Genomic DNA, 21,377 nt, shown 5'->3' with positions numbered 1-21,377 from the left:
ACGAGCCAGGCTCTTGCCCAAGCACTGCTGAATCATCCCAGACGGTGTTTTCAATGACTTGCCGGCGCTGGAAGCTTATGCCGTAACATGGCCATACGCGTCGTGTTCTTCGAGCATTTAATGGAGACGCTTCATGGTTCAAACTGCAAAACTGCTGTGCCTGCTCTTGGCGAGCGCGCCGCTGGCGCCAGGAACCGCAATCGGCATGGACCGCTTAGCGGACTGGCAGGTCGGCGACCTCATTTTTCAGGAATCATCGAGCCCACAGGCAAGCGCTATCCGCGTGGCGACCAACAGCCATTATACGCATATGGGCATAGTCAGAGAGGGCGCTGACGGTCTCTATGTGATCGAGGCGGCGCGAACCGTGATGGAAACTCCGCTTGGCGAATTCATCGCGCGAGGCGTCGGACAGGACTATTCGGTTTATCGCGTGAAGGGCCTGACGGATGACATGGCGCAGGCCGCGATCGCAGAAATGCAGATTTACTACGGTCGGCCATACGACATTTTCTTCCGTATTGATCCAGACGAGATCTATTGCAGCGAGTTGCCCTTCCACGCCTTTTCCGCGATCGGCATAGAGATCGGCCGGGTCGAGCGGCTGGGCGACCTCGCCATCGACACTCCGGAAGGCCGCGCGATCTTCCTGGCCCGTTGGCAAGACCATCCCGACTGTCGGGCGGAAGGGCTCGACCGCGACGGATGCTGGAACCTGCTCCAGGACCAGAAGATCGTCACGCCAATCGGGATCGCGGAGGCCTCCAACGTCGAGCGCGTCTTCACGAGTTTCGACGGCGCGCCGTGAGTGCGGGGCTGGAACTTGGCCAATGGCATGACACCTATCGGGCGCGAAGCCCAAGCCACTATCACCACGTCTGCTTCAATCCGTTTGAACTCTAAAACTGACCGGCAGGAGCCCACCCCATCGTAGCCATTAGCTCTTGCCTCAACTTTGGAGGGCTATAGCGTAGGTGTAGTTCTCGGTTTCGTCGGCTTCGGCCCGCCATCCCGCCGATTGCCCTCTATAGTGCGATATTATCGCCGATCACCGCATTCCACCGGGTGAGATAGCAAGCCGCCGATTTTACGCTATGGCCCGATATTTTGGGAGCAGCGCGCGACAGATTTCGACCCATTGCCGCTATTCAGGATGCTCCTAACACCGGCTGAAATCTGCCGATCATTCAGGTCTGTTGGGCAGCCAAGTCGCGGTCGCTGCTGATCCGGATGCGGGAAGATCGAAAGCTCTCCCGGTATCTTAATGGGCTTAATCCCAGTCGGCGCTGAAACGCGGCACGCATCTGCTCAGGATTGGCAAAGCCGCAATCAAATGCGATTGCCTTGATCGGGCGATCCGAAAGCTCAAGCAAGTTGCGGGTCTGATCGAGCCGCACACTCTCAACTAAGTCGTGCGGTGTCTGGCCTAATTCTTTCACGAACATCCGCGCCACCGTGCGTTCGCTGGTACCCGCGATCTCTGCTAGCCGTTTGACGGAAAACGGTTCCGAGAGATGATTGACGACATAGGCTTGGGCCTTGCCGATTGGCGATTCGTGATCGCGCTGCGGTAGCAACAACGGACTAAACTGTGACTGGCCACCCTGGCGCTGGGCGACGACCACCAGACGTTTGGCGCAGGCCAGCGCCAAGGCCTCGCCATGATCTTCGCCAACCAGAGCGAGCGCAAGGTCGATACCTGCAGTCACTCCGGCAGATGTGACGAGTGCGCCATCACGGGCGTGGATACGATCATGTTCTACCTGGCAGGCGGGAAAGCTTGCCGCCAGCTGGGCGGCGTTCTGCCAGTGCGTCGTCGCGACACGCCCATCAAGCAGGCCAGCGTGGCCGAGCACGAACGCTCCTGTGCAGATAGATCCATGACGTCCAGCCAGTACGCCCCAGTGTCGCAACCAGTCCAGCATAGCTACGTCAGGCTGCTCATTGGGTAAATTTGGTCCCCCTGCAACAAGGGCGATGTCAAAGCGACGGCCCGCCTCAGCGAAGGACAAATGTGGAACCATCATCATTCCGTTCGATGCCCGCATAGCCTCGGTGTCGGTTGCCAGTAGCAGGCATTCATAGGCTTCGTCGGTCGGCAGCAACGCACTCGCTTCGGCGAAGACATCGAGCGGACCTGCAACGTCCAGAGCCTGTACGCCCTCATGGATGACGAGGGCCATGGTCCTTCTGGTCATATGTATGCCTCCACGTTAATCAGGGCCTCTTATCACATATGCTTGGCAGTTTTTCGATGGTCTATGCATTTGCCGCCAACGAGCAGGTCACCGATACTGTCAGCATCCTTCCCCACACAGGAGACACGACATGACCGATTTCTCCACGACAACCGTCAACGGTGTTTCAGTACCCGACTGCAAGCTTGGCCGCGCGATCACGGAATTCATTCGCGACACTGAATCTGAGCTGTTGTTCAATCACTCCAGCCGCGTCTATTTTTTCGGCGCGCTTGCTGGGCAACAGCGCGGCCTCACCTTCAATGCCGAGTTACTTTACGCAGCCACAATGTTCCACGACGTCGGTCTGATGCCGTCGCACAGCAGTCCCGATCTGCGTTTCGAGGTGGATGGGGCCAATGCGGCGCGCGATTTCCTGCAAGGCCATGGGGTTGATGCTTCCGACATTGAAAAAGTCTGGACCGGCATCGCGCTGCACACTACGCCCGGCGTCCCGGAGCATATGCATCCGGTGATCGCGCTCACCACCGCAGGGGTTGAGATGGATGTGCTCGGCTTGACCTATGGCGAGTACGACGATGCAACGCGCGAAGCGATCGTTGCCGCCTTCCCCCGCACGCCTCAATTCAAGGAAGAGATTATCCAAGCCTTTTACGACGGTATCAAACATAAGCCGGACACGACTTTCGGCAACGTCAAGGCAGACGTGATCGCTGACAAGGAACCGCATTTTCACCGCGGTAATTTCTGCTCCGTCATCCGAAATTCGCGCTGGCATGGCTGATCGAAGCTTTCTGCCGCGGACACTTAGGCAGGGCGAGGCATTACGATAGCTTCGCTCACTTGCATTCCCCCTTCCGCCCTCCACCCCATTGTAGCCGTTCGCTCGCATCCTAATTTTGGAGGGCTATAGCGTAAACGTAGTTCTCATCGCTATCCCGCATGTTCCGCCAAACACCGCCGATTGCCCTCTATAGTGCGATATTGCCGCCGATCACCGCAACGTCACCAAGTAGCATACGCACCGTCGATCACCGCCGTTTCTACGATAAAGCCTGATCTCAGCGTCTACAGCCATGAATGATCTTATGGATCACTCGCTATCGTCAGTGTTTTCGGGGACGGACTATCTAGCGAACAATATCGGTGGCGCTTTCTCCACTAAAAGCGGAAAAATACGGCCAAAAACCTTTTGCGGGTGCCTTCCGATGTTGGTGTCGATCGTTATTTAAGGTTGCTTACCTTAGTCTAGTCGCTATTTAAGCCAAAGGCCAATTGCTTAAATAGTGTAGCGCCCGCATAGTGAGGTATGTCCGAATCATCTTCCAATCTCCGGCTAGGCCGTTTTGTCGAGACCCCTGTTGCGGGAGAAATCGTGCGTGCCTTCGTACCGCCCCCGCTGCCACCGCAGCCGCCGATCGATGTGCTGACCCTCCTGGAGCGGTTAAGTCTGGCCGAACGCGCATTGGGGCGTCTGGACGGCATCACCATGCTGCTGCCGCGTCAAGAGCTGTTCCTTTACATGTATGTGAGGAAGGAGGCTGTCCTTTCATCCCAGATTGAGGGCACACAATCGACTCTTTCGGACCTGCTCCGCTTCGAAACCGAAGCGCAGGCCGGCCAGCCGATCGACGACATCCGTGAAGTGTCGAACTATGTCGATGCGATGATGTATGGGCTGGAGCGTCTGGAAGACCTGCCGCTGTCACTACGTCTGATCCGCGAGATGCATGAGCGACTGCTGCAAAGCGGGCGTGGCGGCACGAAAAATCCCGGCGAGTTTCGGCGGTCTCAGAACTGGATCGGTGGTTCACGTCCAGGCAACGCACTGTTCGTGCCGCCACCGCCGACCGAGATGGATGCTTGTCTCGATGCGCTTGAGCGCTTCATGCACGAGGACGGCTCACGCCTGCCCGCCCTCATCAAGGCCGGGCTGCTGCATGTCCAATTCGAGACCATCCACCCGTTCCTGGATGGAAACGGCAGGATCGGTCGCTTGTTGGTGACGCTGTACCTGTGCGTCAACGGTGTGCTGCGCAAGCCGCTGCTCTATCTGAGCCTCTACCTTAAAACGCATCGCGCCGACTATTACCGCCTGCTTCAGGAGGTGCGAGAGCACGGGGCATGGGAAGCCTGGCTCGATTTCTTCCTTGCCGGTGTTGCGGATACGGCCAATCAGGCATTCGAAGCAGCCACCCGGATTGTCGATCTGTTCAAGGAAGACCGCGAGCGGATTACGACAGAGAGCGACCGGGCAGGCTCCGCGCTGCGTATCCACGATCTGTTTCAGCAGAACCCGTTCCTGACGGCCAACCAACTCGTTCTGCAAACAGGTCTCTCAGCCCCCACGGTCAATGCGGCGCTCGCCGATCTGGAACGGTTCGGCATCGTCGAAGAAATCACCGGGCGCAAACGGGGGCGCGTGTTCAGTTACCGGCGATATCTCGCCATCTTGAGCGAGGGAACCGACCCGCTCCCCACGACGGCTTAAAAGGGGGAGTCCGTGCCGATAAAAACTATATCCGCCGCCCAATTCGCGACCGCCTTCGATCTCAGGCCAAATCTCGTGGCATGGTTCCTTGGCGCAGGCGCATCAGCCGCCTCCGGCATTCCGACCGGTTATGCCATGATCCGCGATTTCAAGGCGCAAATCTTTTGCCGCGAAACAAACCTGTCAAAGCGCGAGATTGATACGGCTGATCCGATCTGGATCGACAGGATCGATGCCTTTTTCCGCCAAAACTCGCAGTTGCCGCCTGACGGTGTTCCTACGGAATATGCCAAGGCGTTCGAAGCGGTATCCTGAGGCCCGGCATCGCCGACAGTATATAGACGATGCGATCTCCAAGGGCACTCCCTGTTTTGGACATAAGGTGCTTGGCAGTCTTATGGCTTCCGGCAAGGTCGATTGCGTTTTCACGACCAACTTCGATCCGCTCATCGAGGAGTCGGCGCTTTCGGCAAATGGGATTCTGCCAGTAGACAACCAGAACCGCCCGACTGTGGCGGCGATCGATTCTGCCGACCGTGCCATGCGGTGCCTCAATGAATCGGACTGGCCGTTGGTCGCCAAGCTCCACGGTGATTATCAGTCGATCGCGATTAAGAACACGGGATCGGAACTAGAGGAACAGGACGCCCGGATGCGGCATGTGCTGGTGGAATCCGGCAAGCGCTTCGGAATGATCTTCGTCGGCTATAGCGGACGCGACGCTTCGATCATGGAGGCGCTGAACACGGTTCTCGATGCGCCGTCGCCATTTCCGAACGGAGTGTACTGACTCACTTCTTCAGCTTCGCGTTTACTGCCCGCAGTGATCGGTCTCGCGCACATTGCTTTTAAAATCAACGCAAACCAGTCGGTCCGCGCATCTCGCACGTCCTTGCCCTATCATGTCATCGTCGCTGGCGCGCTGGCATGAGTTTTGACCGGAGTTTTCTCGCCATCGGGAGGCAGCGCAAAACGCCCTGCTCCGTTCAAGAAATCACGGCATGGGCTCGGCACAAGCTTCGTAAACCGCCAATAATGTTGCGTGAATCGTAAAGTGACTTTGCCAGTTTTCCCTATCATATTGTTCCCAACAAAAAACAAAGGGGAGAGATGATGAAAAAGCTCTATCACCTGCTGGTGGCGGGTATTGCAACCCTGTCCGCTGCTCCGGCTTTTGCAGCCGAGGCAGAATCTTGCAAAGCGCCGAGATTTTCTGATGTCGGCTGGACCGACATCACCGCGACCACGGCGCTCGCATCGCTTTTGCTTGAAAAGGCTGGCTACCAGCCCCAGACGACAATTCTCTCAGTGCCGGTGACTTTTCAGTCACTGGAGAATGGCCAGATTGATATTTTCCTTGGAAACTGGATGCCGCTTCAGGAAGAAGTGCGAAAACCATATCTCGAAGGAAAGACAATCGAGCAGGCCGGAATCAATCTCGAAAATGCAAAAATCGGCCTTGCCGCGACGGGCAAGGATCTCGGCATCAAGACCTATGCCGACATAGCAAAGTTCAAGGACCAGCTCGGCGGAAAAATCTACGGTATTGAAGCGGGCAGCAGCGCCAATGCAACGATCCAGTCGATGATCCAGAAGAACAATTTCGAGCTTAAGGATTTTCAGCTGGCGGAATCGAGCGAACAGGCGATGTTGTCACAGGTGCAGAACGCCGTGCGCAAGGATGAGCCGGTAGTGTTCTTCGCTTGGACCCCACATCCGATGAATATTCGCTACAGGCTCACCTATCTGGAAAACGGCGATAATCTCTTTGGCCCCGACGACGGTGCCGCAACCGTCGAGACTCTGACCCGCAAAGGCTATGCAATCGAGTGCCCGAATGTCTCGCATTTTCTGTCTAAGTTGAAGTTCACGACCGAGATGGAAAGCACCATGATGAACATGATCCTCAATGACGGCATGGAAGCCAAGGATGCTGTCACCAAATGGATCAAGGATAACCCGGCACAGCTCGATACGTGGCTCGAGGGTTTCAACACTTTCGACGGCAAGCCAGCGCTCGCCGAAGTCAAGTCCGGCCTCGGCTTGTAATATCTATTAAGCCGCGAAACTATTTTTGCCGTAATTTACTCGGCGCCTGTCCGAAATGCCGCTTGAAAGCGCGGGAGAGCGAACTGATCGACGAAAAGCCGGTCTGTTCCGCCGTATCCGCCATTGAAAGATGCGTATCGAGGATGAGGCGTCGAGCGGCCTTGAGCCGAAGCGACAGATAATAATTGCCCGGCGATTGCCCGATCACATTGGCAAACAGCATTTCGAGACTGCGCGTCGAAAGCCCAAGCCTTCTGGCAATCCGCGTCACTGGTAGAGGCCGGTCGATATGGTTCTCCATAATCTTGATGGCATCGGCCAGTCGCGGCTCCCGGTTCAAAAGCCGCCCCAGCGATACCAGTGGCTGCGCATCTGAAGCCTGTCGCACCTCGTCATAGACATAGAGGCTCGCGACATCGAGCGCGATCGAATAGCCATGCCGCGCGCGAATGAGCGCCAGCATCATATCGAGTGCGGGGGCGGCTCCGCCCGTGGTGAGAAACGTGCCGTCGCGCACCCAGCGATCCGATTGCGTTTCCACATCGGGAAACCGCTGTGAAAACGCTTCCAGATCCTCCCAATGGGTGGTGGCTCTCCTGCCATTGAGTAGCCCGGCCTTTGCCAGCACCCAAGAACCCGCTTCAATACCGATCACCAATTGGGACTGTTTGGCGGCCTGACGCAGCTGCGCAAGAAGTTTTGGGGTCGCGTGTTCCAGCGCATGAAATGCGCTGACGATAATCAGGATATCCTGCGGTACTGCCTCGAATTTTCCATTCACACCGACCTTTAGGCCGCTGGATGTATTGGGGTCAATTCCATCCGGAGACACCACCCGCCAGGAATAGAGCGAACGCCCCGTCACGCGGTTGGCGCCGCGCATCGGGTCGAGCGTCGCCGCGAGCGACATGAGCGAACAATCCGGCAAAACCAGCAGGGTGACAGACAGTTGTTCATCGGATGGTTCAAAGATCACGTGCTTCGCTCTTCGCCAAACTCATTTCGTAAAATGATAATCTCAGCAATCTGCGACCTGTCAAGCTCGACAAAATTGAGGGAGATCATCATGCCTTTGCAGCCCGCTCGCGAAACCTTCATTACAGCCGCTGTTACCGGCGCTGGCGCCACCACACATCGCTCCAACAAAGTGCCGATCACGCCAAGGCAGATTGCCGATGCCGCAATTGAAAGCGCGGAAGCAGGTGCCGCAATCGCCCACATTCATGTGCGCGATCCCGAAACGGGCGAACCATCACGCAAGGTCGAACTGTTCCGCGAAGTGGTCGATCGTATACGGGCATCCGGCGTGGACATTGTGCTTAATCTGACCGCGGGCGTCGGCGGCGATCTTGTCTTCGGTTCTGTTGAAGCGCCTCTGCCACCGGATGCGTCGAAGACCGATATGGCGGGCGCGACCGAGCGCCTTGCACATGTTGCAGCGCTTCTGCCGGAAATCTGCACGCTTGATTGCGGCACCATGAATTTTGGTGAAGGCGACTATGTGATGACCAACACCCCTGCCATGCTGAAAGAAATGGCAGCGCAAATTCAACGTTTGGGCGTGCGCCCGGAAATCGAAATTTTCGACACAGGTCACCTGCCATTGGCCCAATGGCTCCGACAACAAGGCCTGCTTGACGACCCGGTGATGGTGCAATTGTGCATGGGCATTCCATGGGGCGCACCGGATGATCTTGCGACGCTTGTGTCCATCCTCCACAATCTGCCGAATAACTGGATATTCTCAGCATTTTCTATTGGTCGCAACCAGTTGCCTTATGCAGCACTTGCGGTGCTCGCTGGCGGCAATATCCGCGTCGGCCTCGAAGACAATATCTGGCTCGATAAGGGCGTCCTCGCTTCCAATGGCGATCTGGTGGAACGCGCCAGAAACATCGCCGTCAACATGGGGTCAAAGATACTGAAGCCTGGTGAAGTTCGCGAAAAGCTCAAGCTCAAGAAGCTTTGGTGATGCCGATGAACAATCATCCTCCCAAGATCGCCTGCATCGGTAGCGGCGTCATCGGCAGCGGCTGGGTCGCACGCTTTCTGTTCAACGGCTATGATGTTGCCGTCTATGACCCGTCGCCGGATGCGCAGGCGACAACCGAGCATATCCTCGACAATGCCCTGCGTGCTTTATCCGCGCTGACACCGAAGCGCCTGCCAAACAAGGGCAGGCTCTCCTTCGCGCCATCACTGGCCGATGCCGTACGCGATGCCATACTGATTCAGGAAAGCGTGCCTGAAAGGCTCGACCTGAAACTGGCCGTTCTCAAAGAGATCGACGCATCCTGCTCCAGAGACGCGCTGATTGCATCATCCACCTCCGGCTTTCTGCCGAGCAAACTGCAAGCCCCCTTGCAGCACCCGGAACGGCTGATCATCGCGCATCCCTATAATCCGGTCTATCTGCTGCCTCTGGTGGAACTCGTACCGGGTGAAAAGACCGGCAGGCAGGCTATCGAAATGGCCGCCGCGCTTTACCGCCACACGGGCATGGAAGCCGTCATTCTCGAAAAGGAAATCGACGCCTTTGTCGGCGACCGTTTGCTGGAAGCCCTGTGGCGCGAAGCGCTCTGGCTCGTCAACGATGGCATCGCCACAGTTGAGCAGATCGACAACATTATCCGCTATTCGTTCGGTTTGCGTTGGGCGCAGATGGGCTTGTTTCAGACCTATCGCATCGCGGGCGGTCCGGCGGGTATGAAGCACTTTCTGGCGCAGTTTGGTCCCGCCTTGCAATGGCCGTGGACGAAACTGACGGATGTTCCGGAGCTGGACGAGACCCTGATAGGCCGCATCGCCAGCCAGTCCGACGCGCAGAACGAAAACCTGTCGATCCGCGATCTTGAGTCCATTCGCGACGCCAATCTGGTGGCCATCATCCGCGCTCTATCCCAGCAGCAGCAAGGCAAAGGCTGGGGCGCGGGCGCACTTTTGAATGAGTATACGGCCCGGCTCGACACATCGGATGGTGCGGCCACGCCCGGGTCTGGTCCGCTGCGATTGCTCGACGCCCGTGTAATCCCGGAATGGATCGACTATAACGGCCATATGACCGAGCACCGATATCTCGATCTTTTTGGGCAGACCACCGACCAGTTTCTTGCGCATATCGGCGTTGATAAAGCCTATCTGAACGGTGGCCACAGTTATTACACCGTCGAAACCCACATCATGCATCGCGATGAAGCCAAAGTTGGCGACGAACTGCATGTCGACACACAGCTTCTGTCCTTCGATGCAAAGCGCATTCACCTGATTCATTCGTTGAAACGCGGTGAGACGGAACTGGCGAGCGCGGAGCAGATGCTGCTCCATGTCGATACGAAAGCAGGCAAGGCGGTCGCCGCCGATCCTGTTATTCTGCAAACGCTAGAAGACTTCACGCTTTCCCAGAACGGCTTGACCGTTCCGGCTGCTGTCGGACGATATGTGGGGCAGCGCCCATGAGCGTTGCCCGAATTAACGGAGAGCAGCCTATGACGCATCCGTTTCACGTGTTGGCACAAAATGCTTGAACATACCTCCCCATGGTATGAGACGAAATAAAACACCCATCCGGCGCTCACATTAACATCCCAAAAGGCGAAGGTAATGCGCCGGTCAATGCCTATATCGCGGCCCTGCCCGGCAGCAATGTGGAACGTTTGTTTGCGCGAAAAGGCGCTGATCGAGACCGAACGATTCTGACTGGAAATCTGCAATCTCGGCCCGGTATACTGCTGGAAACAAGACACGCATGTCCTCGACTTTGAATCAAAAGCAACCCTACAAGTTTGCCCCGTTAACTATCGAGGCTTGAAATTCGCGCGAACCCAAGGGTCTGATCAGATTTTGCGTCCCTGGTAGGCTGTCTGCCATGGGGTGAGAAGCGGAATGGCGGCTTTTGCCGAGAAAAACTTCCGAACCGAACGTTTGAGTGTCTATGTCGGTCCAAAAAGCGCTCCTGCCATCACCACGCGTTGGGCCCGGGATCCCACCACCTCGAGAATACGTGGCCCGTTGTGCAATAGCCCCAGATCATCTTCGCGCAGCATGGTCTTGAGGCGCCTGTCCACGCGACTCCGCAATCGAGGAAGTTCGATTTCGACCGGGATCTCATCAGGAGATGAGAGCGGGACAAAAACTACAGCATCGAGCATGGCGAGCGCTTTGCTGACATTGGCCAGTTCACGGCCACTCGGAAGCCACTCAAAGCCCTCACCAGCGCTAACCACCTCCAGATAGGCGAGAAAGTCGAGTGGACAGCGGTCGAAGATCACGTCCCGGCCACCAGCATGACCCAAGATCAGCTTACAGCTTTCGGCAAGCTGTTTTTCAAGATCAGCTGTCGTAGTTCCATTGGCAAATGGGACGCCTTGCTGCTCAAGAAGCCAATAGGGCTCGGGCACGCTTTCATAACCGCGATGAACGGCTGTGAAGTCGTCGATAAATGTCGTCTTGCCACTACCATGCGTCCCCGTCACTGCAATATGCATGATGCCTCTCTCCAGGGGCATTTACGACGTCGATCTCACACGAGCAAGAACAGACATATCAGGTCTAGTGAAGGCCCTTATTGCTCGGGCCGGCGACTGCTAGTCCCGTCTTTCATCTCAAAACACTCAGTCAGCTTCTAGCTCCCTTGAACCGCAGCTTCTGGAAACCGGTCCGAATTCCTCGAACGACCACAATGGGGTCGGAAGCGGTCGTTAAAGTCGCCTAGGATTTACGATTGCCCGCGCTCATCAGCCGTTCAAAGTATACTGATCGGAGATTAGTCCCGCGGTTGCTGCACACTATGTCACGCATTTCTGACTCCTGATCAAAAAATCAGGCCCCTTTACCGGATCAATCAGCACGACCAGATGTGCCCCGGTCACGGCGTGACGATCACCAAAAGCCTCATTGGCGAGCTGGCTGCGAGATTCCCGAACACTTACTTCCCGAGCTTCTGATAACGCTTGATGAGACGGTCGCGCTTGAGCTTTGACAGACGCTGTATCCAAAAAATTCCGTCGAGCTGATCAATCTCGTGTTGATGACAGACCGCAAGCAAACCGTCGGATTCTTCCGTGTGCTCATTGCCGTCCAAGTCCTGATAGCGAATACGGATGCGGTCATGTCTTTCCACATCGTCAACGACACCCTGCATGGAAACGCTGCCTTCCTGATGGCGGGTTTTCTCATTGGAAGCCCAAATAATTTCAGGATTAATGTAGGTCTTGGCGCTGCCGGGGCCTGAAAGCTCGAGCACCACCACGCGTGTCAGAACACCAATATGGGAGGCAGTGATACCGATCCCAGGTGCTGCGCGCACCGTATCGAGCAGGTCCTGCGCAAGAATGCGCAGGTCTTCATCAAAAACCGTAACCGGTGCTGCAATCGCTTTCAAACCTGCAGCCGGATATTTGACGATCTCTCTAACGCTCATTCTGCTTCTCTGCTCATTGCTATCTGTCGGCTATGCTATTGAGCAATGTCTTGATTTCGCAGAATGCGCAAGCGGGCACTGCATCTTGCAGTGCCCGTCAGCGATTTCAAAGTTGGGTCAGTTAGACGCGACTACTTGGCATTCAAAAAGTCTGCGACTTCGAGCAGAATGAACTCGTTGTTCGCAGCTTCGCCGATCTGACGACCACCTGAAAATGGCAGGTTGTTATCGTTGGCGACCAGGATATGCGTGTCGTCAACGCGCATTACGTCTTCGATGGTGAAGAACGGGAAGGTGAACTTGCCCTTGAGATCGCGGGCTGCTGCGGTCTTCAGGATTGCCTTATTATCCGGGTCCTGAACGTCCATCAGATTGATATGGCCGATGCGGTGAATATAGCCGTCCGCATCGATCTTGGATGTATCGACGAGAACGATGTTCTTGACCTTGGCAGGCAACGGATAGCAGGCCGAAAGATCGTCGGTCTTGCAATCAAGGCTTGGATCGCCTTCACCATTGTCACGCTCGATGATCAGCGCACGGGTGTCGTCGATGAAGTTGAAGTCACCAATAGCGGTCGCGCCTTCAGCGAGGCGGAAACGGTAGCTGTTGCCGGTCCATTCACCCTTGTCGGTGTCGAAAGTAATCACACGCAGGAAATCGCCTTCCGGCTTGCCGCTTTCGTCAAAGAGTGGCTTTTCGAGCATGGCCCAGAGCTGGTTGGTCTTTGGCTGCAGTGCCATGCCTTCATAGCCGCCCGAACGCTGGACACGGAAATCCTTTCCGGCGACTGCAGGCACAACCACGCCCGGAGTATCCGGGCCCATCAGCTGCTTGCCGTCAAGCATGGTGGGATAGACGGCTTTCACACGGCCATCGAGAGCAGCGCGAATGATGTAAGGACCGAATTCGTCACCAATCCAGATCTCGTCATTGAGATACTGAATGCTTTCCGGGTCAAAATCAGCACCGGTCAGGTAGCGACCATCGGTGCCTTCATAGGCGATGCGGAATGGAACTTTCTTATCGGGGTCGTGCAGGAATACTGATTCTACGCGCTCAACCTTGCCGGTTTCGAAATCTGGCTTCATGCGGTGGAAGAACAAAAGCGCGTCGGGGCTGTTTGCCTTGGTGCCAAAACCATTGTCGGTGAGTGTGAAAATGCTGCCGTCGGCCGCGCGGTTCATTGCAAAGCCTGACATGCCCTGCACAGGCTGGCCGATGAAGGGGAGGGAGATACCGGTGGTGTGGCTGCCATAGGCTTTGCCAACATCACCCATGACACTCATTGGCTTGTCGTTGCGGGTCTTGCCGGTGAACTTGCCCGAAACCCACGCATCACGGGGGGCGTCGGCAGGCGGTGTGATCAGCGTCAGAGCTGGCAGATAAGCGTGCCCTGCCAATTTTGCGTTAAATGTTTCTTCAGCCATCACCGAAGACGTCATAGCGATCGTAGCAATGGAAGCGAGAAGATAACCAAGGCGCATAGGAACCCCCTAAATTGCGAAAACAAACGCAATGGTCCTTAAAGGCACCCTGTGACGTGTGGTTATCATCACGATAAAGGTTTGATGACAGAGCTTAAAATATATCCTGTTGAATTTTATCCTTAATTATCTAACTAAGTTTTTGTTTTAAAGCGCTTTATTGTGAATCCGTTTCGTGTCAGCGCGCCCGACCCTATGGCAGTCTGATTGCCACGAACTGCGTGAACTGGCCAGCATTGAAATTATTGTCGGAGGCAATGATCAATATTTTGGCTCCATCGATATCCGGCCCCCATGTGATGGATTCGATATTGTCGATGTCGAGGCCCAATGTTCCTTCATCCAGACGCAAAAGCAGTTCTTTCTTGAGCGGTGTCGCATTGAGACCTTGTAAGGATGCCTTACCGGCGACATCGCTCGCACCATCGAACGATGCGTGATAGATGCTGATGCGGTTGCCGACACCGTGGGCGTAAGATCTTTCAACCGTGAGAAGATCCGCACCGTCGGTTACAAATTCGCTCAATCCATTGTCGTTCCAAAAGGGTGGCAGTGGAGATTTTGCAAAGATGGGATCGGTTTCATAGACGTATTCCGCAGTCACATCCCCTGATGCTATGTCAAAGGCAATGATGCGCGGCTTGCTGCCACGTTCGAGTGTCGCAATGTCACCGTCCTGAACCAGCGCGTTTTCGGTGCCAGCCAGAAGCCTCTTGCCGTCCGCGGTGATGGTGAGACTTTCAAAAGCCAGATTGTTACGCGTGCCGCGTGTTTTATTGTCATCTGGCAGATAGACTTCCGGAAGTTTGAACTCGCGAACAAAAGTGCCATCGAGTTTCATTTCACGGACAGAAGGCTTACCTTTGCGGTCGCCTTCGCTGGACCAGTAGAGCGTTTGGCTCGCCGGATTAAAGCGGATGCTTTCCGCATCCACATCCTTGATGGTGAAAGGCTTATTCTCGGCATCAAGTAGCGTGGTCGATTCAAGAATATCCAATCCGTGAATGCCAGCTGCGTCGATATCGAGTTTGAGCTTATAGAACCGGGCAGGGGCCTTCTCCGACCGATCATCGGAAATCGCATAATAGACATTCTTTGCCGGATCGTAATCGAGGCCGGAAATGCCGCCAAATTCCACGCCATTGAGTTTCAGACCGGTCGGCAGAACAAACTCCCCAATCAGAGCTGGGGCCTTATCTTGTGCAAAGCCTGGCATAGCTGTGCAGAGCAGAAATGCAGCCAAAGGAATGATCGAGAGTGTAATGCGCATCATGTGTCACCTGTCTGATTGATCCGCAGACAATTAGTCCATGTTTTTTACAAACGGATGAAGCAGGGGCATAAACGCCCATACAAAACAGTCTGCCATTGATAGTAGCCGGCAAACTAAGTTTTATTAATAAATAGGCTGACTGTTATACCAGTGTCATCTAGCTTTCTTATTTGAGCCCCACACGCAATACACAGTGGGGATTTCTGATATGCGCAAACTGCTTCTTGCACTCGCCTCAGCAACCATGCTGACGACTGCGGCTGATGCTGCAACCGTCTATCCGATTGACCGGGCGACAATCCTTGTCAACTCGCCATTCGATTTCAAGGTTGAGTTTGATAAGGTCATCAAGCCGGAAGACGTGAAGGTCACAGTCAATGGTCAGGACTACGAAGCCGTATTTGGCAGCAAGGCCGAGTTTACCGCCGAAGAAAAAGGCGCTGAAGACAAGGTTCTGGGCTCCGCCCTCGTTTTGCGCGGTTTGAAAATCGGCAAGGCTGGCGATTATAAGATTGAAGTCTCTGCAGGCGATGAAACCAAGTCGGTCAACTGGGATGTTTATTCGACCGGCAATGAAGCCAAGGCCAAGAATATCATCTTCCTGATTGCCGATGGTCTTTCGGTCGCTCACCGCACGGGTGCACGCATCATGTCGAAGGGCATGACGGAGGGTAAGGCCAATGGCCGTCTGAACATGGACGATATTCCGCCGGTCGCTTTCATCGGTACTTCGTCGACCCATTCGATAGCAACCGACAGTGCCAACACCATGTCGGCTTACATGACGGGGCATAAGTCGCGTGTGAATGCACTCGGTGTCTATGCCGACCGCACGCCGGATAGCCAGGATGATCCGAAGGTCGAAACCATTGCAGAAGCAATGCGTCGCGAAACAGGCAAATCGATCGGTATCGTTTCGACCTCGGAGCTTCAGGACGCAACTCCTGCAGCGCTAGTCGCACACACGCGCAAGCGCTCCGACAAGGCTGATATCGTAAGCATGATGTATGACGTGAAACCGGACGTGCTTTTGGGTGGTGGTTCGGCTTATTTCCTTGCCAAGGATATTCCGGGTTCCAAGCGCAAGGATGACAAGGATTATATTCAGCTGTTCAAGGATGCAGATTACGCGCTGGTCACAAGCAAGGACGAACTTGCTTCATCAGGTACGTCCAATCAGGACAAGCTGCTTGGTCTTTTCCACACCGGCAATATGGACGTAACGCTTGATCGCGAGTTCCTCAAAAAAGGCACTGTTGACAAGTTCCCGAACCAGCCGGGTCTGGTTGAAATGACCAAGGCGGCACTCGAAAAGCTCTCCAAGAACCCGGAAGGTTTCTTCCTGATGGTTGAAGGTGCATCGGTCGACAAGATGAGCCACCCGCTTGATTGGGATCGTGCGCTGATTGAAACAATCGAGTTCGACAAGGCCGTAGGCGTTGCCCGTGAATTCGCTGAAAAGAACCCGGATACGCTGATCATTGTCACCGGCGATCATACCCATGGTGTTGCGATCATTGGTACAGTTGATGATGAAAAGCCGGGTGATGAAATGCGCGAAAAAGTCGGCACCTATGATGCCGCCGGTTTCCCGAACTATGAAGACACCAATGGTGACGGCTATCCGGATCGCGTTGATGTTTCCCGTCGTCTGTTCCTTTCGGCCAATAACGGCCCGGATCATTACGAAACCTTTCGTCCAAAGATGGATGGTGCTTTTGTTCCTGCCGTTAAGAACGAGAAGGGCGAATATGTAGCCAACGAGGCCTACAAGGACGTTCCGGGTGCGGTCTTCGTTCAGGGCAATATCCCGAAAGAGGATGACACCGGCGTTCACGCTGTCGATGACGTTGTTCTTCAGGCAACCGGTCCGGGTTCCGAAGGCCTGCGCGGTTACATGGAACAGAGCGACGTTTACCGTGTGCTGGCTGATGCCTTCGCACTTGGCAAGGCAAAGTCCGAGTAATCGTCATTTGGACGAGGGCAGGCGGACAATCCGCCTGTCCATTTATTACAGGAGTGTACGATGCGCACAGCACAGGATTTCAATCGCAGGCAACTCATGCTTGGTGCATTGGCAACCGCGCCCTTGATGTGCATCGCAAACAAAGCATATGCCGCAGAGCAGCTTGGTTTCGATAATTTCTATAAGAGCTTTGGCGTTCTGGGGCTGGAGTTTTCCGATCAGGTCAAAAGCGCTTCCGGCAAGGAAGTGGCGATCAGCGGGTTCATGGCGCCGCCATTGAAGGCGGAAGCGAATTTCTTTGTTCTGACCGAAATTCCGATGTCGATCTGCCCGTTCTGCTCGTCAGATTCCGATTGGCCGGATAATATCATGGTCGTTTATCTGGCATCCAAACAGACATTTGTGCAGTTTAACGCGCCGATCCTGACGCGCGGCACGCTGGAATATGGCTCGTGGACTGATCCTGAAACCGGCTTTGTCAGTCAGCTTCGCCTGCGTAACGCTTCTTTCAAAACGGTCTGATGATGATGCTCGCCAAGCCCTCCGGGCTTTCGCTCGATATTGCCAATCTGGAAGTGCGATTTCCGGGGCTTGCGTTGCCTGTCCTTTCCATTGAAAAATTCAACCTGATTGCTGGCGGTCATCTGGCGATCACTGGAGCATCCGGCTCGGGCAAAAGCACGCTGGTCAATGTCATAACCGGCCTTGAGCCTGTGAAGAGCGGGAAAGTCGTCTGGGGCGAAACGGAAATCAGCAGCTTGTCTACCTTCAAGCGCGATGCGTTTCGTGCGCGGAATATCGGGCTGGTGCTGCAGGATTTTTATCTATTTCCCGGCCTGTCAGCACTCGCCAATGTGCTTTTGCCGCTCAAACTAAGCCGTGGCGTGAAAACTGCTGATCGCGAGCGTGCTCTTCAACTGCTTGAGACAGTCGGAATTGCGCGTCCCGCCCAACATAGCGAAACACTGTCGCGTGGCGAGATGCAGCGCGTGGCCATTGCGCGTGCGCTTCTTTCAAAGCCTGGTGTCATCGTGGCCGATGAGCCGACCGCAAGCCTTGATCAGAAAACCGGTGCCGATGTTGCCGAGCTTCTGGTGCGGCTTGCGATCGAGGAAAAGGCGACACTGGTTGTTGTCACGCATGATCCGCAGCTGATGCAATATTTGCAGCGCCGCATTCGTCTCGAAGGTGGAAAGATTGTCAGCGACAGTGCGGAGATGGAATTGTCATGATCGCATTCATTCTTGCCGATCTGCGCCGTTTCTGGAGCGGTGCCGTTGCGATCATCGTGCTGTTGGCGCTGTCGGTTGCTCTAAGCTCGGTCGTTACCTTGCAGGAACGGGCTGTGCGGCTTGGCACGGCGCGCGCGTCAGATAAATTCGATCTGGTGATCGGTGCGGCAGGAAGCGACACGCAGCTCACATTGTCGTCTGTCTTTCTGCAGCCGTCGCCCTTGCCGCTTATGTCTGGCGACATGCTGGGCAAGCTCGCCAATGACAGCCGCGTGGCTTTCGCGGCACCTATCGGCTTTGGCGACAGCGCCATGGGCTTTCCGATTGTCGGCACAACAACCGCGCTCATTTCTGCCTTGTCTCCGCAGCTCGCCGAAGGTGCGCAGTTCGCGCGTTTGGGCGAGGCGGTGATCGGTTCCGCAGTTGATTTGCCTGTTGGTGCCAGGGTCAACCCAATGCACGGCACTGTCGAAACCGGCGGACACGCGCATAGTGAAGTCAGCTATCAAGTAGCTGGAAAAATGGCGCCGACTGGAACGGCGTGGGATCGTGCCATTCTTGTGCCAATTCGCACGGTATGGCAGCTGCATGGCATGGAAGCGCATGAAGAGCACGACCATACTGATCATGTTGAAAAGTCGGGCAACGGATTTGGCGTTCTGGTCAATGAAAAGTTGCATGATCATGATCACGAGATTGACGTCGATGCGCCGCTTGACGAGGCGTTCGATGCCGATAGCCCCGGCGTTCCGGCCATTCTCGTAAAACCCAGAACCATTGCAGATGCTTATCGGCTGCGGCAGGAATATCGCTCTGACCGCACATTGGCGATCTTTCCGGCAGAGGTTCTCACAAGGCTTTATTCGACGCTGGGCGATGCCCGCAGTCTGCTGCTCGGCATAGCTGTCGGCACGCAAGGCATTGTGGTTTTCGCCTTGCTGCTGGTTGCTGTCATGCATATCGGCGTGCGCAAACGCCAGATCGGCGCATTGCGCGCGCTGGGTGCGCCGGTTCGCTCTATCATGGCAATCGTCTGGGGCGAGCTGTTCTTCCTGCTGCTGCTGGGAATCTGCCTGGGACTGGCAATCGGCTATGCTGTTGCTCGCGCTATCACATCATGGCTCACGGCAACCACGGCGGTTAGAATGCCAGTGGAATTCGCGATGAGCGATGTCTGGCTTGCCGTGGGCTTTATCATAGTTGCGGCGGTGGTTTCGCTGGTCCCCGCACTGATGGCGCTCCGCATGAGTGCGGCATCAGCTTTGCGTTCGTGAATTAGAAAAGCGGCTGGGCGATTAGGTACGGTTCGCTGCGGTGCAATCAGTTATTGTGCACCCGGTAGCCCATTTGAATAGGCTTCCATTTCATTTGCAAAAATCCATCCCTGCGGACAGCCGCGATAGTTATTCTGGCTGTCCATCTCGCAGTTACCCATCGTCTTTTGATAGTTTTCAGGAAGTGACCGGGGCTTCTTGCACAGCTCTTCGCCTTTACACTCTGGACCATGGTCCATCGGGAGCGCCATGACGTAATACTCTTTATCTGTGGCGTTCACTTGCGCGGCCGCCTTGATGCAAACCAATTGTTCGGGTGCCAACGCCCCTTCTGTTTTACCTTCCGTACCTGTTGTCGCGACATCTTTCCGCAAAGACACAGGCTTCTCGTTTATCCGACCAAAGTAAGCTGCAATTGCGCAATCGCTATAGATCCGCACGTTGTAATAATCGCCGCTTTCAATATTGCCGGCAGTGCAATCATTATTATTTTTTGCATCGCAACTGATACCGGCGGACTGCTGCAGTTCAGTACGCTCCTTGGCAGATAGATCACCCGAGTTCGATGACGCGGCCAGAGTTTGAGAAAAAAGCAGGGATACCAAGCTTAGACCAAACGCAATTCTGCAAGACAATTTCTTACTGTTGATCACTCTTGAGCTCCAGGGATGCTAGTTGGCGTTAGCGATACATAAATGAATTGCTCCCATAGCGCCATATCGCGGCACTTGAAAAAAATCCAGCTAGAGCACATCCCGAAAAGTGGGGCCGGTTTTCGAAAAAAGTTGTGCGTAAAAACAAAAACATAGCGCATTTCACCTCAGACAAGCGACAGGTTCGATGTGGTTTGCGCAATTGCCTTTCGGACGCCTGCAACCAGCCGTTTGCCTGTATTGGCGCAAAAGAAATGCAATTTATCGGCAGCCGCGGTTAATTGCATATGATCGCTAATCGCGAAGTGAGGCGGGAAGGCTGCAGTTATGCGCTGCTCGCCAACCATGCCATGCACAAGCCGCTGGGCGCCAAGTTCTTCGACATGATCAAGATTGAAGCTGATCGCATTCGCGCCGTCCTGCGCTGGAACAAGATCTTCCGCCCGGATACCGACCGTCACTGGACCAGATGCTGGCAGAGTTCCTGAAAGCTGCAAGACTGCCTCACCGATCATCAGTCGGTCTCCTTCACGATGGGCGTTGAGCAAGTTCATGGCTGGCGAGCCGATAAAGCTTGCGACAAACGTGGATGCCGGATTGTGATAGACCTCAAGCGGGGTTCCAATCTGCTCGATGCTTCCTTTGTTCAACACGACCAGCCGATGCGCGAGTGTCATGGCTTCAAGCTGATCATGCGTCACATAAAGCGAGGTTGTGCCCAGCCGTCTTTGCAGACGTTTGATTTCACCGCGCATTGTTACGCGCAGTTTGGCATCGAGATTGGAAAGCGGCTCGTCAAAGAGAAACACGGAAGGCTTGCGCACAATGGCGCGGCCCATGGCAACACGCTGGCGCTGACCACCGGAAAGAGCTTTCGGCTTACGATCAAGATAGGGTTCGATCTCAAGCATACGCGCTGCTTCTGCAACCCGCCTCTTGATTTCGGCTTTTGGTGTTTTTCGGTTACGCAAGCCATAGGCCATGTTGTTATAGACGCTCATATGCGGGTAAAGCGCATAATTCTGAAACACCATGGCGATGTCGCGATCTGCGGGTTCAACTTCGTTGACCACGCGCCCGCCGATGCTGACTTCTCCGCCTGAAATGGTCTCAAGACCAGCCACCATGCGCAGAAGCGTGGATTTTCCGCAGCCTGACGGCCCGACCAGAACGATGAATTCGCCTGCACGGATATCGATGGAAACGCCTTTTACGGCTTCCACTCCGCCAGCATAGACCTTCTTGAGGTCTTTCATGATGATACCGGCCATTTTTCTCCATTTCCGCAAAGCATTTGAAAGATCACGCGCTTCGCATCTTTAAAATTCGGGGAGC

The 21,377-nt window shown here is 55.1% G+C and carries 20 protein-coding genes; 12 read left to right on the top strand and 8 right to left on the bottom strand.

The features are described 5' to 3' along the window. Nucleotides 1–133: 133 nt before the first annotated feature. On the top strand, nt 134–808 hold the full coding sequence (locus tag CES85_RS06575) for a YiiX/YebB-like N1pC/P60 family cysteine hydrolase (RefSeq protein ID WP_095445149.1): 675 nt from the start codon (nt 134–136) through the stop codon (nt 806–808). A gap of 379 nt (nt 809–1,187) precedes the next feature. On the opposite strand, the gene CES85_RS06570 is transcribed toward CES85_RS06575, so the two are convergent. After that, nucleotides 1,188–2,198, bottom strand: a complete 1,011-nt coding sequence (locus CES85_RS06570) for a GlxA family transcriptional regulator (RefSeq protein WP_095445148.1) — start codon at nt 2,196–2,198, stop codon at nt 1,188–1,190. Between the two features lie 130 nt (nt 2,199–2,328). Here CES85_RS06570 and CES85_RS06565 point away from each other — a divergent pair, with 130 nt between their 5' ends. From CES85_RS06565 to choX, 5 genes are all read left to right on the top strand, one after another. Further along, on the top strand, nt 2,329–2,982 hold the full coding sequence (locus tag CES85_RS06565) for an HD domain-containing protein (protein ID WP_095445147.1): 654 nt from the start codon (nt 2,329–2,331) through the stop codon (nt 2,980–2,982). A 525-nt stretch (nt 2,983–3,507) separates the two neighbouring features. Continuing rightward, nucleotides 3,508–4,689: a Fic family protein gene (locus tag CES85_RS06560; RefSeq protein ID WP_095445146.1), complete on the top strand. Its 1,182-nt coding sequence runs from the start codon at nt 3,508–3,510 to the stop codon at nt 4,687–4,689. Between the two features lie 12 nt (nt 4,690–4,701). Beyond that, complete coding sequence (locus CES85_RS27740) at nt 4,702–5,004, top strand: hypothetical protein (RefSeq protein ID WP_244923168.1); 303 nt, start codon at nt 4,702–4,704, stop codon at nt 5,002–5,004. Nucleotides 5,005–5,071: 67 nt separating this feature from the next. Then, nucleotides 5,072–5,479, top strand: coding sequence for an SIR2 family protein (locus CES85_RS27735; protein WP_244923167.1), 408 nt, complete (start codon nt 5,072–5,074; stop codon nt 5,477–5,479). A gap of 323 nt (nt 5,480–5,802) precedes the next feature. Further along, nucleotides 5,803–6,738, top strand: coding sequence for a choline ABC transporter substrate-binding protein (gene choX, locus CES85_RS06550; protein WP_095445145.1), 936 nt, complete (start codon nt 5,803–5,805; stop codon nt 6,736–6,738). A gap of 19 nt (nt 6,739–6,757) precedes the next feature. Here choX and CES85_RS06545 read toward each other — a convergent pair whose 3' ends face one another. Next, on the bottom strand, nt 6,758–7,714 hold the full coding sequence (locus CES85_RS06545) for a GlxA family transcriptional regulator (protein WP_095445144.1): 957 nt from the start codon (nt 7,712–7,714) through the stop codon (nt 6,758–6,760). A gap of 90 nt (nt 7,715–7,804) precedes the next feature. Here CES85_RS06545 and CES85_RS06540 point away from each other — a divergent pair, with 90 nt between their 5' ends. Both CES85_RS06540 and CES85_RS06535 read left to right on the top strand, forming a co-directional pair. Next, on the top strand, nt 7,805–8,710 hold the full coding sequence (locus CES85_RS06540) for a beta-keto acid cleavage family enzyme (protein ID WP_095445143.1): 906 nt from the start codon (nt 7,805–7,807) through the stop codon (nt 8,708–8,710). 5 nt (nt 8,711–8,715) lie between these two features. Then, complete coding sequence (locus tag CES85_RS06535) at nt 8,716–10,194, top strand: carnitine 3-dehydrogenase (RefSeq protein ID WP_095445736.1); 1,479 nt, start codon at nt 8,716–8,718, stop codon at nt 10,192–10,194. 473 nt (nt 10,195–10,667) lie between these two features. On the opposite strand, the gene CES85_RS06530 is transcribed toward CES85_RS06535, so the two are convergent. From CES85_RS06530 to CES85_RS06515, 4 genes are all read right to left on the bottom strand, one after another. Continuing rightward, nucleotides 10,668–11,222 carry an AAA family ATPase gene (locus CES85_RS06530; RefSeq protein WP_095445142.1) on the bottom strand — a complete coding sequence of 185 codons (555 nt, stop codon included), beginning with the start codon at nt 11,220–11,222 and terminating at the stop codon, nt 10,668–10,670. A gap of 440 nt (nt 11,223–11,662) precedes the next feature. After that, nucleotides 11,663–12,157: a peptide deformylase gene (locus CES85_RS06525; protein WP_095445141.1), complete on the bottom strand. Its 495-nt coding sequence runs from the start codon at nt 12,155–12,157 to the stop codon at nt 11,663–11,665. A gap of 131 nt (nt 12,158–12,288) precedes the next feature. Continuing rightward, entirely contained in the window at nt 12,289–13,644 is a 1,356-nt protein-coding gene (locus tag CES85_RS06520) for an esterase-like activity of phytase family protein (protein WP_095445140.1), read from the bottom strand. 193 nt (nt 13,645–13,837) lie between these two features. Further along, nucleotides 13,838–14,917 carry an esterase-like activity of phytase family protein gene (locus CES85_RS06515; protein WP_095445139.1) on the bottom strand — a complete coding sequence of 360 codons (1,080 nt, stop codon included), beginning with the start codon at nt 14,915–14,917 and terminating at the stop codon, nt 13,838–13,840. A gap of 208 nt (nt 14,918–15,125) precedes the next feature. On the opposite strand from CES85_RS06515, the gene CES85_RS06510 reads away from it, so the two are divergent. From CES85_RS06510 to CES85_RS06495, 4 genes are read left to right on the top strand one after another with little or no spacing between them, the layout of a single operon-like run. Continuing rightward, complete coding sequence (locus CES85_RS06510) at nt 15,126–16,883, top strand: alkaline phosphatase (protein WP_095445138.1); 1,758 nt, start codon at nt 15,126–15,128, stop codon at nt 16,881–16,883. Between the two features lie 60 nt (nt 16,884–16,943). Then, nucleotides 16,944–17,405 (top strand): hypothetical protein, encoded by a 462-nt coding sequence (locus CES85_RS06505; protein WP_095445137.1) that lies wholly within the window; start codon nt 16,944–16,946, stop codon nt 17,403–17,405. Continuing rightward, nucleotides 17,405–18,115, top strand: coding sequence for an ABC transporter ATP-binding protein (locus CES85_RS06500; RefSeq protein ID WP_095445136.1), 711 nt, complete (start codon nt 17,405–17,407; stop codon nt 18,113–18,115). The genes CES85_RS06505 and CES85_RS06500 overlap by 1 nt, the downstream gene beginning before the upstream one ends. Continuing rightward, nucleotides 18,112–19,389: an ABC transporter permease gene (locus tag CES85_RS06495; RefSeq protein ID WP_095445135.1), complete on the top strand. Its 1,278-nt coding sequence runs from the start codon at nt 18,112–18,114 to the stop codon at nt 19,387–19,389. The genes CES85_RS06500 and CES85_RS06495 overlap by 4 nt, the downstream gene beginning before the upstream one ends. A 50-nt stretch (nt 19,390–19,439) precedes the next feature. Here CES85_RS06495 and CES85_RS06490 read toward each other — a convergent pair whose 3' ends face one another. Together CES85_RS06490 and CES85_RS06485 are read right to left on the bottom strand one after the other, a co-directional pair. After that, entirely contained in the window at nt 19,440–20,042 is a 603-nt protein-coding gene (locus tag CES85_RS06490) for a hypothetical protein (RefSeq protein ID WP_095445134.1), read from the bottom strand. A 167-nt stretch (nt 20,043–20,209) separates the two neighbouring features. Further along, nucleotides 20,210–21,313 carry a sn-glycerol-3-phosphate import ATP-binding protein UgpC gene (locus CES85_RS06485; RefSeq protein ID WP_095445133.1) on the bottom strand — a complete coding sequence of 368 codons (1,104 nt, stop codon included), beginning with the start codon at nt 21,311–21,313 and terminating at the stop codon, nt 20,210–20,212. Between the last annotated feature and the right edge of the window lie 64 nt (nt 21,314–21,377).

It is taken from the genome of Ochrobactrum quorumnocens (assembly GCF_002278035.1).
GTDB lineage: Bacteria > Pseudomonadota > Alphaproteobacteria > Rhizobiales > Rhizobiaceae > Brucella > Brucella quorumnocens.
The sequence above is the reverse complement of the archived record's forward strand: the minus strand, read 5'-3'. Positions and strand labels throughout refer to the sequence as shown.